At 71.3% G+C, this 12,968-nt stretch carries 15 protein-coding genes; 8 read left to right on the top strand and 7 right to left on the bottom strand.

Going from position 1 to position 12,968, the window contains the following annotated elements; all coding sequences use genetic code 11:
* From ACFQ87_RS34750 to ACFQ87_RS34740, 3 genes are all read right to left on the bottom strand, one after another.
* On the bottom strand, nt 1-206 hold a 206-nt coding region (locus ACFQ87_RS34750), incomplete at its 3' end, for a helix-turn-helix domain-containing protein (RefSeq protein WP_380614899.1).
* Nucleotides 207-289: 83 nt separating this feature from the next.
* Entirely contained in the window at nt 290-478 is a 189-nt protein-coding gene (locus tag ACFQ87_RS34745; protein WP_380614898.1) for a hypothetical protein, read from the bottom strand.
* Nucleotides 479-636: 158 nt separating this feature from the next.
* Entirely contained in the window at nt 637-1,449 is an 813-nt protein-coding gene (locus ACFQ87_RS34740) for a phytanoyl-CoA dioxygenase family protein (protein WP_380614897.1), read from the bottom strand.
* A gap of 450 nt (nt 1,450-1,899) precedes the next feature.
* Between ACFQ87_RS34740 and ACFQ87_RS34735 the strand changes: the two genes are divergently transcribed.
* The 3 genes from ACFQ87_RS34735 (at nt 1,900) to ACFQ87_RS34725 (ending at nt 5,030) form a co-directional block, all read left to right on the top strand.
* Nucleotides 1,900-2,979 (top strand): IS630 family transposase, encoded by a 1,080-nt coding sequence (locus tag ACFQ87_RS34735; protein WP_380614896.1) that lies wholly within the window; start codon nt 1,900-1,902, stop codon nt 2,977-2,979.
* Between the two features lie 155 nt (nt 2,980-3,134).
* On the top strand, nt 3,135-3,863 hold the full coding sequence (locus tag ACFQ87_RS34730; RefSeq protein WP_380614895.1) for an NUDIX domain-containing protein: 729 nt from the start codon (nt 3,135-3,137) through the stop codon (nt 3,861-3,863).
* A gap of 123 nt (nt 3,864-3,986) precedes the next feature.
* Complete coding sequence (locus ACFQ87_RS34725; protein WP_380614894.1) at nt 3,987-5,030, top strand: replication-relaxation family protein; 1,044 nt, start codon at nt 3,987-3,989, stop codon at nt 5,028-5,030.
* 746 nt (nt 5,031-5,776) lie between these two features.
* On the opposite strand, the gene ACFQ87_RS34720 is transcribed toward ACFQ87_RS34725, so the two are convergent.
* From ACFQ87_RS34720 to ACFQ87_RS34710, 3 genes are all read right to left on the bottom strand, one after another.
* Nucleotides 5,777-6,124, bottom strand: a complete 348-nt coding sequence (locus tag ACFQ87_RS34720; RefSeq protein WP_380614892.1) for a hypothetical protein — start codon at nt 6,122-6,124, stop codon at nt 5,777-5,779.
* Nucleotides 6,125-6,246: 122 nt separating this feature from the next.
* Nucleotides 6,247-6,453 (bottom strand): hypothetical protein, encoded by a 207-nt coding sequence (locus ACFQ87_RS34715; RefSeq protein WP_380614891.1) that lies wholly within the window; start codon nt 6,451-6,453, stop codon nt 6,247-6,249.
* Between the two features lie 88 nt (nt 6,454-6,541).
* Entirely contained in the window at nt 6,542-6,748 is a 207-nt protein-coding gene (locus ACFQ87_RS34710) for a hypothetical protein (RefSeq protein ID WP_380614890.1), read from the bottom strand.
* A gap of 302 nt (nt 6,749-7,050) precedes the next feature.
* Here ACFQ87_RS34710 and ACFQ87_RS34705 point away from each other — a divergent pair, with 302 nt between their 5' ends.
* The 3 genes from ACFQ87_RS34705 to ACFQ87_RS34695 all read left to right on the top strand — a co-directional run bounded on the left by ACFQ87_RS34705 (nt 7,051) and on the right by ACFQ87_RS34695 (nt 9,817).
* Complete coding sequence (locus tag ACFQ87_RS34705; protein WP_380614889.1) at nt 7,051-8,385, top strand: hypothetical protein; 1,335 nt, start codon at nt 7,051-7,053, stop codon at nt 8,383-8,385.
* A 286-nt stretch (nt 8,386-8,671) separates the two neighbouring features.
* Nucleotides 8,672-8,986, top strand: coding sequence for a hypothetical protein (locus tag ACFQ87_RS34700; RefSeq protein WP_380614888.1), 315 nt, complete (start codon nt 8,672-8,674; stop codon nt 8,984-8,986).
* A gap of 147 nt (nt 8,987-9,133) precedes the next feature.
* Nucleotides 9,134-9,817, top strand: a complete 684-nt coding sequence (locus ACFQ87_RS34695) for a hypothetical protein (protein ID WP_380614887.1) — start codon at nt 9,134-9,136, stop codon at nt 9,815-9,817.
* Nucleotides 9,818-10,071: 254 nt separating this feature from the next.
* Here ACFQ87_RS34695 and ACFQ87_RS34690 read toward each other — a convergent pair whose 3' ends face one another.
* Entirely contained in the window at nt 10,072-10,857 is a 786-nt protein-coding gene (locus ACFQ87_RS34690; protein WP_380614886.1) for an SAVMC3_10250 family protein, read from the bottom strand.
* A 20-nt stretch (nt 10,858-10,877) separates the two neighbouring features.
* Here ACFQ87_RS34690 and ACFQ87_RS34685 point away from each other — a divergent pair, with 20 nt between their 5' ends.
* Together ACFQ87_RS34685 and ACFQ87_RS34680 are read left to right on the top strand one after the other, a co-directional pair.
* On the top strand, nt 10,878-11,432 hold the full coding sequence (locus tag ACFQ87_RS34685; RefSeq protein WP_380614885.1) for a replication-relaxation family protein: 555 nt from the start codon (nt 10,878-10,880) through the stop codon (nt 11,430-11,432).
* Between the two features lie 98 nt (nt 11,433-11,530).
* Nucleotides 11,531-12,700, top strand: coding sequence for a HEAT repeat domain-containing protein (locus tag ACFQ87_RS34680; RefSeq protein WP_380614884.1), 1,170 nt, complete (start codon nt 11,531-11,533; stop codon nt 12,698-12,700).
* Nucleotides 12,701-12,968: the final 268 nt, after the last annotated feature.

The following is a 12,968-nucleotide window of genomic DNA, read 5'->3' as shown; positions in this document are numbered from 1 at the left end:
CGGGACCGCCACTTGCCCGCTGTCGCCGTGGTGATGCCCAAATCGGCCGCGACCTGAGCGTTTGATGATCCGTCCGCACAAGCCAGGATGATCCGTGCGCGCTCGCCCAGACGGGAACGCACCGCACCACCCGCCCAGCGCGACAACTCGATGCGCTCCTCATCCGAGAGGGAGATCTCGACTGCGCGGGGGCCTCTGCGTGACATGGAAACAGTCTACATATCTAGAGTCGCTATTTCTGGCGCAGGACACTAGTGCTGCTCCGCGGAAGTTCGTGGAGGGGCGTTGATCAGATGGCCGATCCGCTGAGGTAGAGGTCGCCCGCGCAGTCCAGGGCTTCCTCGGGGGAGCCGGCGGGCAGTCCGCTGGGCAGGATGTTGTCCTTGTAGCTGTCGCTGCTGGCCAGGTAGAGCGCGAAGGTGTGCAGCACGCCGGTGAAACGCGGGCGGCACAGCGGGAGGCTGTGCCCGCTGGGCAATTCGGCTGCGACGTAAGCAAATCCGGCGCGGAAGCGGACTGCGATGGCGTACACCTGCGGCCAGCGCTCGCGGCCATGGCGGCTTAGACGCTGGCGCAGTTTCGGTATTGCGGGACGCGGATGGCCCCTCACGGTTTCGTGAGGGGCCATCCGCATGTCTATCCGGCGCTGCGGCCGGTCCCGTCCCCGTCCGGACCGGGGGCGTCCTGTCCCAGGCCCCGGCGGATCGCGATCTCCACGGGTGAGTACGCGCCGTCGGCCCGCTCCAGTTCGTACGGCGCGGCCGGCATCAGCGGCGGCTGGGCCATGAAGCGCGGCCGCACTCCGTGGTGCGGTTGCGCCGCGTGCACCAGGAACGGATGGCACAGGAAGACGTCGCCCGGGGCCCCGGTGGCGAGGGCGACTGGCCGGTGGTCGGACGCCGCCACCAGATCGGGCGCGAGGGCCAGCCCGCTCGCCCCGTCCTCCCCGTACTTCTCCAGCACCTTCGGCACGTCGAGGTGTGAGCCGACCCGGATCCGGGTCGGGGCGTCCTCCTCGCCGACCTCGCTGAACAGGAACAACATCAGCAGCGCCCGGTCCCGGGAGCGCAGATTCGTGAAGTACCAGCTCTCGCCCTCCGGCAGATAGCTCCCCTCGATGTGCCAGCCCGCGTCATCCGGCTCCTCCTCGTGCGGGAAGCGCAGCGGGAACGTGCCCAGCGAGTAGCGCGGCTCCCAGCGTCCGGCACCGACGAGCAAGTCGTACGCGTGCTGCAGGGACGGGGAGTTGGGTGCGGCGGCGAACGGTCCCTGCGCCATGCCGGCGACCCAGTGCACGGGCTGCGTCCACGTCGACGGGTCGTCCGGGTCGCAGCCCGTCTCCCGCCACAGAAGCCGCGCGCAGTCCACGGCCACGCGCGGCGCTACGGCGCCCTCCAACTTCACGAAGCCGTCGCGGAGGAAACGGGATACCAAGGTCGTGTCATCCATGCCCCCATCGTGCGGCAACACCGGCCCCGGTCACCCGACATTCCCCGCACCGCCTTTGTCGGGTGATCACCGAACCCCTTCCTGCCCCTCGTGGCCGGGAGCGACCGCCCTGCGCACGATGTCGACGACGGGCGGACACTCCGGGTGCACGAGGCGCCCGGAAAGTCGAGCGGCAGCGGTCGGCCTGGCTCTCCCATCGAATAGCAGCAGCCGGTTGCCGCTTCTCGTCGGCCACGCCTCGTACTCAGGTAGCACCTTCCGCTGGTTCCCTGGCTTCACGAGGCGTAGGAAGTGATCTCCGAGATCGGGGGAACCACCGCGATGTATGCCGCTCTTCATCGCAGGTCAACGGATTGTGTCGGTTGGCCATGGTGCTGCATTGATTCCGGAGGGTTCTTCGGCACGGGCCCATCCGCCGGGTGCGGCACCGGCCCGCCATGATCGTTGGCCGTGACGGGTGGGCAGCGGGCGGGGACGGCGGTTGCGGTGGTGCTGGAGGCGGACGTCCGCGAACGGTTGGTGCGGACGGCGGCCTCGGCGAAGTCTGAGGTGCGGGCGGTGTTGCGGGCCAAGATCGTGCTCGCGGCGGTGGACGGGCTCGCCAACGGGGCCATCGCCCGGGAGCTGGAGGTCAGCGTGAACACGGCGCGCAAGTGGCGTGGGCGGTTCGCGGCCCAGGGCATGGACGGGCTGCGCGATGCCGGACGGTCGGGACGGCCGAGATCGTATGGGCCCGGAGTGCGGGTCGCGATCGTGGCCACCGCGACCAGCGCGCCACCGCATTCGGAAGCAACCTGGTCGCACCGGGCCATCGCCCAGAAGGTGGCCAGCACGTGCTTCGCGCCGGTCTCCGCTTCCCAGGTCGGCCGGATTCTGGCGGATCTGGACCTGAAGCCGCATAAGGTCCGCGGCTGGCTCACCCGCCGGGACACCCCCGACTTCTGGCAGTGCGCCGCCGATGTGTGCGTCCTCTACCTCGACCCGCCCGAGGGGGCGGTCGTCCTGTCCATCGACGAGAAGACCGCGATCGCCGCCCGCTCGCGCCGCCATCCCGGGCGGCCGGCCCGCCCTGGCGAGCCTGCCCGCCAGGAGTTCGAGTACCGGCGCCATGGCACCGCCTCCCTTGTCGCCGCTTTCGACGTCCGCACCGGAGAAGTACTCACCGAGGTGATCTGCCGCAACGACGCGGTGACCTTCACCACCTTCCTGGACCAGCTCGACCGGGCGATCGCACCCGACAAGGAGATCCACGTCGTGCTCGACAATGGCTCCTCACATACCGCCAGGCACACCAAGACCTGGCTGGCCGCGCACCCGCGCTGGCACGTCCGCTGGACCCCGCCGCACGCTTCCTGGCTCAACCAGGTCGAGCTGTTCTTCTCCGCCCTGACCCGCCGGGTCCTGCGGCACGGCGACTTCGCAAGCCGCGACGACCTGATCGACAAGCTGGAAGCGTACGTGATCGGGCACAACGAGACCGCCAAGCCATACCGCTGGACCTACGACGCCACCCCACTCAAGGCAGCCTGATCAACACCCCTCAACGAACTTCCGCGGAGCACTAGCCCCGGCCCGGCCGGGCAGCGCCGGTGCTGCCGGACCTGGTCCAGCGAGCACCTGACCCCGGGCGGGGTGGTCGTCCGCACCACCTGGCACGAGCCGGCCTGCCCGGCCTGCGCCCGGCGGTGACCGCCAGCACGGTGACCGGGCCGGTCCGGGTGCGGGTGTGCGCGGTGCTGGTCCACGACGGCCGGGTGTGTCTGATCCGCCGCCAGCGGGAGGCCGGCCTCCCGCACTCGCTGCCCGGCGGCGTGGTCGAGGCCGAGGACGGCGAGGACCCGGCCGACGCGCTGCGCCGGGAGCCGCGCGAGGAGCTCGGCCTCGACCTGGCCGTGCTTCCCGACCCGCCGGTGCTCCGCTTCGTCCAGGACCAGGAGACCGAGCGGCCGGGCGAGAGCGTGCCGTTCCGGCGCCGGCACCTGGTCTTCACCGCCCACCTGCCCGCCCACCTGGCGGCGGCCGTCGCCCAGGCCGAGCAGGACGACCCCGACCAGGCACCGGTGGTGTGGCTGCCGAGGGCTGACGCGGCCGACCTCCACCTCTACCCGGCCATCGGCGCCGTCCTCGCCGCGGCCCAACACCACCGCGGAAGACCCGGTGCTGCCCCCGGCGATGACCGGCGCGTCCTACCAAAGACGTTGACTGCGCCCACGCCCATGTTCCTGCTGCCCGGCAGACGGCTGCTGAGTCGGAGCCGTGCCAGCGCGAGGGCAGTGCTGGAACAGACCCTCTATCGGGACGGGCCTGGTGCGACAGGGGTCAGGGAGATCCCCCTGAAAGCACTCGCGCCCAACGGCGTTCTCGTGCCCGGGCGGCTCGTGCGGCGTCTGCGAGAGCATGTAGCGGCTCGATGAAGTCGACCGCGTCGTTGATACCGCGGTAGGTCAGCTCGGTCTCCAGAGTGTCCAGCGCCCACCAGGACGGGATGCTGTCTCCGGTTGCATACCGGTGAAGCCAGCCTTCCGAGGTCCAGCGGAATGTCGCGGGATCAATGCGGCGCTGCCTCAGGAGGTCCAGGAAGCCTTGCCCAGCCCGACGACAACGACGACCAGGCCGACGCCGTCGAACCGGCCGAGCCGTCCCGGCTGGGACGGACCGCGTACCGGCGCGGGTCTGCGAACCCGAACGGCTCGACCAACGCCCTGCGCGGCGACATCCTCGGCGCGCTCGGCGTCCTCAAGGTCGCCACCGCCGACCAGCTCCAGCGGCTGCTGCGCCCCGGGGCGGCGTCGAACAAGGCGATCCGGCAGGCGCTCGGCGATCTCGCGCTGCACGGCCTGGTGGCCTCCGACGGCAACACGAAGGACCGGCACAAGACCTGGCGGCTGGAGGGTACGGCCGGGCTGGAGGGCGCGGCCGGGCAGGTGCTCGGCCTGCCCCGTTCCGACATGGGCTCAACGGCGCGGGGCGCCGGGCGCTCCGGTGCCCAGCACGCGATGGCGGTCAACGAGACCGTGCTCGCCTTCGTCCTCGGCGGCACCGCGTCCGGGGCCGCGGGTGGGGTGGGCACCGTGACCGACTGGGCGACCGAGGTCGAGTTCCCGCTGCCCGGCGGCAGGCGCAAGGTGCGCCCGGACGCGGTGTGGCGGGCGGCGGAGATCGGGGTGCCGGTGCTGATGGTGGAGGTCGACCGCTCCACCATGGCGCCGGAGCGGGTGGCCGCGAAGTTCACCGCCTACCGTGAGCTGTTCCGCGTGAAGGTTCGCGGCAACGACCCGGCCCTCGCGGACGAGGAGCCAGCCGACCGGACGGTGCACTGGTGGCGCCGGGCCTACCCCGGGCACACCCGCGTCGGGTACCCGCCGGTCGCCTTGGTCGTCACCGACGCCGGACCGGTCGCGCTGGCCAATCGGCAGGAGGCGGTGGCTGAGCTGTCGGCTGAGTGCTGGATCGGGCAGCGGTACACGGTGCGCCGGGACGATAACGACGGGGACGGCTGGCGGGTCTACGACGACGCCGTCCCGGTCGTCGCGACCACCCTGGAGTTGCTGGCCGAGCACGGCCCGCTCGGCCCCGTGTAGTGGCGCTTCGGCCGCGACGGACGGCATTCCCTGATCGAGGCGCTGGACAACCCGGACAACCGCGCTGCCTACGACCAGCGCCAGAAGGCCCGCGAGAATAAGGCCCGCCAGGCTCACCGCGAGCTGATGCAGGCCCTGGCCTGCGTCGACTGCGGCGACTCCCCGAGCAGGAGAGCACCTGGGAGTACGGGCTCCACGGCCAGTGGACCCGCCGTCCCGGCGGCCGCTGCTGGCCCTGCCACCAGAAGCGGAAGGAGCGGCTGGAGCGGGAGGCCGAAGAGCAGCTGGAGGCCGCCCGCACGGCGAACGCCGCGCTGTGCCCGTGCTGGACGTGCCGGGGTTCGATCGGTGGGAAGGAGGGATCGGAGCTGGAGTTGCGCCAGGAGGCCGGCTCGGACCGGCTGGAGTGCCCGGGGTGTGTGCGGGCTCGCGCCGCCAAGGATTTGGGCCCGCTGGTACTGCCCGCGCCGACCAGGCGGGAGCTGGTGGCGGTGCCGGATGATCCGTGGTGGGAGGCACGGGTGCTGCACGCGAAGCTTTATCCGCCGAAGGACCGGGGGCGTGACCGGGCGGGGGCAGGTGTCGTGGCTGGTGCGGGTGAGCGTGGCGGTGAGGGCGCGGACGGCGGATTGGGCGTCGGCGGGTTCGTCGCCGCTGGGAACGAGGGCACCGAAGGCCCGGCCGTCCGGGCTGGACGTGCCGGGTTCGATCGGTGGGAAGGCGGGCTCGAAGTCGGAGCTGCGGGGCTATGTGTCGAGGAGGTGGCAGTGCCGGCCTTCGACGTGGAACGGCAGGTCGGCGAAGCCGGAAGCGGGCGCGACGAAGTCGCACAGGACGACGGCCTCGCCGAACTTCTGTCGAATCCTGAACTCTCCGTGTACGGGCCCGTGCTCAGGCAGGTTGCCGTGGACGATTTCGCAGCTGCCGAAGCCGTCCCAGCGGCCGACGGGGCTGGTGTCCGCCCTGAGGTTGACGCAGGCGTACTCGGGGACGGGCCCTGTGGTGACTGCGGTGGCCGTGGCGGCGGGGCCGGCCAGTGCGGCCGCGGTAGCGGCCACCACCAGGGCGCGGGCGGTTCGTCGGGTGATGCTCATGAGGCTTCGGTGCCTCTCTGTGCGTGGGGGGTCGCCGGGGAGCCCGGTGGGATCACCGTCCCCGGGCCCGAGGCGGCGTAACGTCCGACGACTCGAACGCCACTCGAACAGCTCCGCCTGCCTCAGACCCCCGCCCCCTCCTCGGCCCGGGTCAGGTCGGCGTCCGCCGCCACGGTGGCCGACCGCGGCGCCCCCGCCGACAGCACCAGCATCGCCACCTGCGCCAGGCGCAGAAGCAGGCTGCCGCCCGGGCCGCCCGGGCCCGCGAGCGGGCCACCCGCATCCTCGCCGAGGCATGCCTGGCCGTCCTTGCCGTCACCTGCACCCACCGCCCCACCACCGACACCGGCAAGGCCCGCTCGCCGGCAGCACCTGCGGGAGGACTGCCAGCGGGCAGTCGATGCGTTGCGCGCCCACTCATTGCTGGTCGAGGCCGCTGCCGGCGGCGATGGCCGGTGGAAGGTGGAGGAGAAGCTGCGCGTGGCGGTGCCCCAGGTGCAGGTGGTGGTGCGCCGCGGTGAGGCCGGCCACGAAGTTGTCCGCGAGTTGGTCGGCGGCAGGAGGGGTCGGCCAGGCAGGTCGCGTGTCGGAACCCGGCGTCCAGGCTCGCTGATCAGCCGTCACCGATCACCCGAACGCCGCTCCAGCCGCCCGTGCCTGTCACGCGCGGTCGATCATCCCGGGGTGGTTCGCCTGCAACCGGTGGTCGGCGTGGCTGGTCCAGGTGTGGATGTCCGCATCGGACGGGGCGCTGGACGCCGGAAGGCGACGTCTCGCGCACCTGCCTGCCTTCTGTCTCGACTACGGCCCGCAACCTTCCGCTACTTAAGGTGGCGGGAAGGGTACTCTCTGTGTGCGTACTGGTCGGAGGAACGGCTCCGGACGAGCCGGCGACCGTCCCGGCCCGGGATCCTGAGGGAGCGTTAGTGAGTACAGCACAGCGGTACGGGGACCTGGAACTCCGCTTCACCACCGACCTGTTCAACATGTGGGGAAACCCCGACAACGGACTGGCCCAGAACGCCTGGACCGTCTGGAGGGCCTCTGACGGGGCCCTGTCCAGCGGGCACAAGATCGGTCCGATCAAGCAGAGCGGACAGGCCGGGATCCTGCAGCTGCGGGACCTCTCCGCTGACAAGACGCTGCTGCGCCCGCCGGTGCGGTGGGAGCGGATCGCGGAGCTTCCGTCCGGGGACGGCTTCCGGTGGGCGGTGTGGCGTCCGATCGCCCCGGACAGCTACGTGGCCCTCGGCGACACGGTCTTCCGCTTCGACGTCAGCCCCGAGCAGTACCCCGACTACGTGCGTGAGACGGCGTGCGTCAAGAAGACCCACAACGGCCGCTCCTATGTCCGCGAGGGCGAGTGCGGCCACACGCTGGTCGAGCATGGCGGCCTGCGGCTGGTCTCGGTGGTCGTGCCGCCCTACCCTGACGGAGACCTGGAGGAGCACCTTTACCTGAACTGCGGCAACTTCACCGCGGTCACCTCCCCGGGCATTCCCGCGCCGACCCCCACCACCTGGGTGCTGGGCCTCCCGGCAGTCATCGAGAAGCGGGACGGGCCCGAGATCCCCGTTATGACCTCCCACGACCGCCCGCCGGTCCAGACGGCCGTCTCCGACCGGACGGTCACCGTCCCCTACTTCCTCGTCGACGACCAGGGCCGGCCGGAGCCGTGGAAGGTGGAGAACTCGCCCTTCTACAAGATCCGCCGCAAGCGCCACTACGAGCTGATCATCCACCGCGACAACCGCAACGGCTCCGAGCCGCAGCCCGAGTTGGAGTCCGTCACCAGCGGGGTGACCGCCGAGAGCAGCGAGGCGTTCAGCGAGAGCACCGGCATCACCGTCGGCATGGAGGTCGGCGTCGAGGCCGGCTCCAAGCCCTTCGGCACGGGTGCCCCCACCACCGTCCAGACCTCCGTGTCCGCCACCGTCGAGCTCGGCTACGAACGCCGCACCGGCGTGGCGGCCATGCGCGAGGAGACCAAGACCCGCGGCCTGATGGTTCCCCCGCACAGCTCCGCGTGCCTGTGGATGGAGCACCACGAGATCGTCCCCATCCGCGCGAACGGGGAGACCCTCGGTCCCCGGGCCACCATCGGCTTCAACACCGACCACTACGTCACCGGCCAGTACCCCAGCGACGCCGGCGCCACCTACGTTGAGGAAGCCATCGACGGCGCTCGCACCACCAAGGCCGCCCACAACCTCCCGCTCGGCACGCAGGAAGCGCAGCCCACTGCCGTCAACGCCGAGTAGCGCCTGAACCGGCACACTCGGATCTGGGCGGGCCGCTTGGTCCGCCCCTTCGCCGTTCCCGCCCCGGCGTCTACAGCTCTCCCCAGCCGCATGGCCGTCGGCCGCCGTCTCGAGTGGGTGCCGGATCGGCGCGGTCGGTCCGTGCTGCACCAAGTCCTCGATGCGGGCGGCGCTGGCCGGGATCAAGCGGACCCAGAAGCGGCCCGGCCTGCGCTGGGGGCCGTTCACCGGGGGAGGGCCGGTTCCCTTTATCAGGCCCGCCCGGGGCGGCACCAGTTGAGCCCGAGTGTGGCAAGCCGATCGGGCCGAGAAGGCCGGCCAGGGCCGGTTGGAGTGCCCCAAGTGCGTGCAGGCCCGCGAGGCAAAGGACTTGGGCCCGCTGTTGCTGCCGGTCGCGTCCAAGCGGGAGCTGGTGGTCGCGCTGGTGTCCGCCCCGGACGATCCGTGGTGGGAAGCACGGGTACTGCACGCCAAGCTCTACCCGCTCAAGGACCGCAGCGGTCGGTCGCGCGACCAGCCACCCGGCTGGGCAGCAGACGACCCAACCCCTGCACCAGCAAGAGATTCCCGGCGGGAAGTGGAGAAACCCACCGGGCGGTAGTCCGGCCCTTGGGATAGTGGGGCCATGACAGAGGCGGGCCCTGAGGGCCGGGAACGTGCGGGCGAGGGGCGACGGAAGCGGCTGGTCGCCTCGTTGATCTCCCTTGGAGCGGTAGCGCTCGGTGTCGTGCACACCGTCCGCCCAGACATGAAGATCGACGGGGCCACGTTGGTTCTGGCCGCGATTGCCGTCATACCGTGGCTGGGTGACCTGTTCGAGAGCATCGAACTGCCCGGTGGTGCCAAGCTCCAGTACCGGCACCTGCAAGAGCGCGTGGAAGCAGTCGAGCAGCAGGCCGCCGAGGCACGACTGGCAGTGGGCGACGCCAGCCGCCAGGCGCGGGTCGCTCTGGTAGCCACCAGCGAAGGCACCAGAAGTCCCGAACCCGGACTATCCGTCGACCGCCTCGTCCGCGAGTACACAGCCCTCCGGCGCGATGAGCCCTCGGGCCCTGCACGGACCTACCGCCAGGAGCAGATCTTCGCCGAGCTGGCCAGACTCACTCCGCAACTGCCCGACTTCGACATCGCCTCGGCCCTCGGCGCCGACGACGGCGGCACCCGGCTGGCGGCCTACGCCCGGCTCTACGCTCTTCCCACGGAGGAGTTCTTGCCCGCTCTTGTGGACGCGGCCTGCTCCGAATCGTTGCCTTTCAATCAGTACTGGGCCTTCCACGCGACCGGTTCGATCGTTGATGCCGCCGGGCCGGGGAACGTGCGGCTCGCGACGCTGCAACGTCTACGGGCTGCCCTTCCGCAGCTTCCCCAGGACAGCGACCGGGCAGGGGCACTGCGCGCGGTCATCGGACGGCTGGAGAACGCGACGGGCTGACTCCTGGCGATCGGCCGAACCGGTCGCCGGCACCGCTGCCCAGCCCCTCTACACCGCCCTGGAGCGCGCCGGCCTCTACGCGCTCACCGACGATGACCACCAGGCCGTCCGAGACCTCACCCACCACCTCGAACCCGCCACGCTGCGCCAGGTCATGAGCTGGCTGGAGCGCACCCGCACCGCGGCCCTCGCACTGCGCGGCGAGCAGGCCCCGCCCCAGGCGTGGCCGGCTGCCCCGACCGAGCTCAGCGCGGTCAATGTCCGGGAGGAGTCCGGCGAGGCAGCAGACGCCGCCTGCTGTGTGAGTGCCGTTCGGCATGCTCAACATACAGTGGGGTCGCAAGCACGCCGGGAGGTCCGCCAGGAGTGGGTATCACTGCCAGGACCCGGGCGTGCCCGCTCAACCGCATCGGCTCGGATGCCCACTGATCATGTCCGTGGTTCCCGAACTGCGCAGTTCGGCAGAGAACCCAGAGCCCATAGGCGAGTCCGTCGTCGATGCCGACTGGTGGAGCGAACTCGCCGGTTGCGGCCTCGTCGGGCAGTTCGGCGAGGTGACGGGCGTAGGCGATGACCGCTTCCAGGTAGAACCAGCCCACCCGCTGTTCCGGCGCCTGTCCTGACTGCCAGCGATCGAGGACGTGCACGGAGGAACCCACGAGTACGAACGGCGGTTCAGCGTGGGTGGTGGCGAAATAGACCAGTCCGGCGAGTGCATGGGCGGAGTCTGGGTCCCTGTCTCGATATGGCGCCGTGGCCGCGTCACCGAAGCGAAACTCGTCTTCGAACTTGATCCAGTCGCCGGCGCGGAGGGTCCTGTCGGCCCGCTGCCGAACGCCTTTCGTCTTCTCAATCATCTTCACCGTGGCGTCCAGCAGTGAGACTGACGATCGCTGTGGCTCGCCCGGCAACGTTGCCTTGACCGTTGCAACCCCGACGTTGAATCCCGTCTCGACACCCACACGTTTTCGCAGGCTTCCAGGTAATTGGGGGACCAGCGCCCGCATCTTGCTCTCTGACAGGTAGAGCAGGTCGCGCATGATGCCTCCTGCATCCCTTGGTGAGTGCTATCGCCTTACGACACCAACATCCGTCCCCTTGCCAGGGAGCGCCAAACGGGTGTTGGGACGAACCGTCTGGGCGCTCGCGCGGTTCGACGGCGCGGGGTGCTGGCCGCTCCGGTGCCCAGCATGCGATGGCGGTCAACGAGACCGTGCTCGCGTTCGTCCTCGGCGGCAGCGCGCCCGGGGCCGCGGGCGGTGTCGGCACGGTGCGGTCCTGGTCGACGGAGACCGAGTTCCCGCTGCTCGGCGGGAAGCGCAAGGTGCGCCCCGACGGCGTGTGGCAGGCCCCGGAGATCGGCGTGCCGGTCCTCATGGTGGAGGTCGACCGCTCGACCATGGCCATCGAGCGGGTGGCGGCGAAGTTCACCGCCTACCGTGAGCTGTTCCGCGTGAAGACCGTGACAACGGCCTGGCCCGGCTCCGGACGATCCGTGGTGGGAGGACCGGGTGCTCCACGCGAAGCTCTACCCGGTCAGGGACCGCAAAATGTGACCTATCGGCGGTGTGGCGGGGCGGCGGTTCGCGGGTGGCCGGGCGGGGTTGTGAGGTGAGGAGGACCGAGCGTGGTGGCGGCCTCGTTGAGCAGCGCGGGGATGTGGGGGTGGAAAACCGTTCGCCCCGGCGTTCGGGCGGCGGGCATGATCGGTCGGTGGATCTGCCTTTCCTGCTGGCCGCCGTCGAGCGCGGCGACGACACCACGGTCTTCGAGTTCCTGGAGGACGTGGCGAACGACGAACTCACCGGCGACGACGGCGTCACCCTGCTGGCCGCCGCCGCGTACGCCGGGCGCCACGAAGTCGTCGACCGCCTGGTCGTGTGGGACGTCGACCCGACCCGCCCCTGGGCCGGCGGCGTCGACCCGGTGACCTGGGCCGCCGAGAACGGCGCCTACTGGGTCCTGAACGCGCTGCTGTCCCCCGACCGCGACCCGCTGCGCGCCGACAGTTGGCACCGCCGCGCGCTGCGGGTGGCACGGGCGGCCCTGGAGTCCGGGGCCGGTGCCGGGTCCGTGCCGCCTCCGGCCCACCGGGCGGTCATCACCGACCTGGAGGCGAAGCTCGGCGTCCACCGCACGCCGGACGAGCTGATGGCCCGCGCCCTGGTCCATGCCGACCCCGAGCACGACGACTGGTTCGCGTCGCTGTGCCGGATTGCCGAGCCGGAGAGCCGGGAGAGGTTCGACTGGGCCCGTGCGGTGGCCGAGGGCGCCGGGGAGGCCGGCTCGCTCGACCGCCGGCGCTTCGCGCTCGACGCGATCAACTTCCTCGGCTTCGGCTTCAACCCCGACACCCCCGACGAGCAGCCGTTCGCCCGGGAGGCCGCCGAGTTCCTCCGGCCCCGGCTGGATACCGAGCAGGACTCGTACGCCCTGCGCACCGTCGTCGCGGCCTTCACCGGCTACTGCTCCCGGGAGGAGCTCCCGGCCGTCCTGGCCCACGCCGACCACCCCGACCCGGGGGTCCGCCACTGCGTCGCCCTGGCGTTCCCCGCCCTCCTGGCCGAGGGCCCCGACGCCCTCGCCGCTCTCCTGCGCCTGGCTGACGACCCCGCCGCCGTCACCCGGACCAGCGCGCTCTACGCCCTCACCCGCTCCCCCGTCGACACCCCTGCCCTGCGTGGCGTGCTGGTGGCCCACCTCACCGACCCCCACTTCGATGCCCGCCTCGAAGCCGCCGTCGCCCTGGCCCTGCGCGGCGACGAACGCGGCACGCCGGTCCTCGACGAGATCCGCCGCGGCATCAAGAACCGCAGCAGCCGCGGCGCGGGCCGCCTCGACGACCTCCACTACCAGCTCCGCGCCCGCACCCCGGGCATGTGATCCCACGGCCTGGGCCGGCGATGTAGGCGGGGAGGTCAGAGAGCACCGAGCAGGCCTCGCCCGTCCGGCCCGGGGCGCGCCGCGGCCAGTTCTGACCGACCGTGCGGGCCCCCGGGGCCCGCTGCCCCTTCCACTGCGCGCGGGCCCGCCGGTGGCCCCCGGCTGGGGCGCGCTGCTCCGTCATCCACGCAAATGTCCACAACCAAACCCCGACAAGGGGGCGCCATTAAAAAGAACCCAAAAAAAAACACCACACCCCTCCCAGCCC

Origin of the sequence: Kitasatospora sp. NPDC056531 (assembly GCF_042794375.1) — a bacterium.
Taxonomy (GTDB): Bacteria; Actinomycetota; Actinomycetes; order Streptomycetales; family Streptomycetaceae; genus Kitasatospora.
This window is presented reverse-complemented; position numbering and strand designations above follow the sequence as displayed.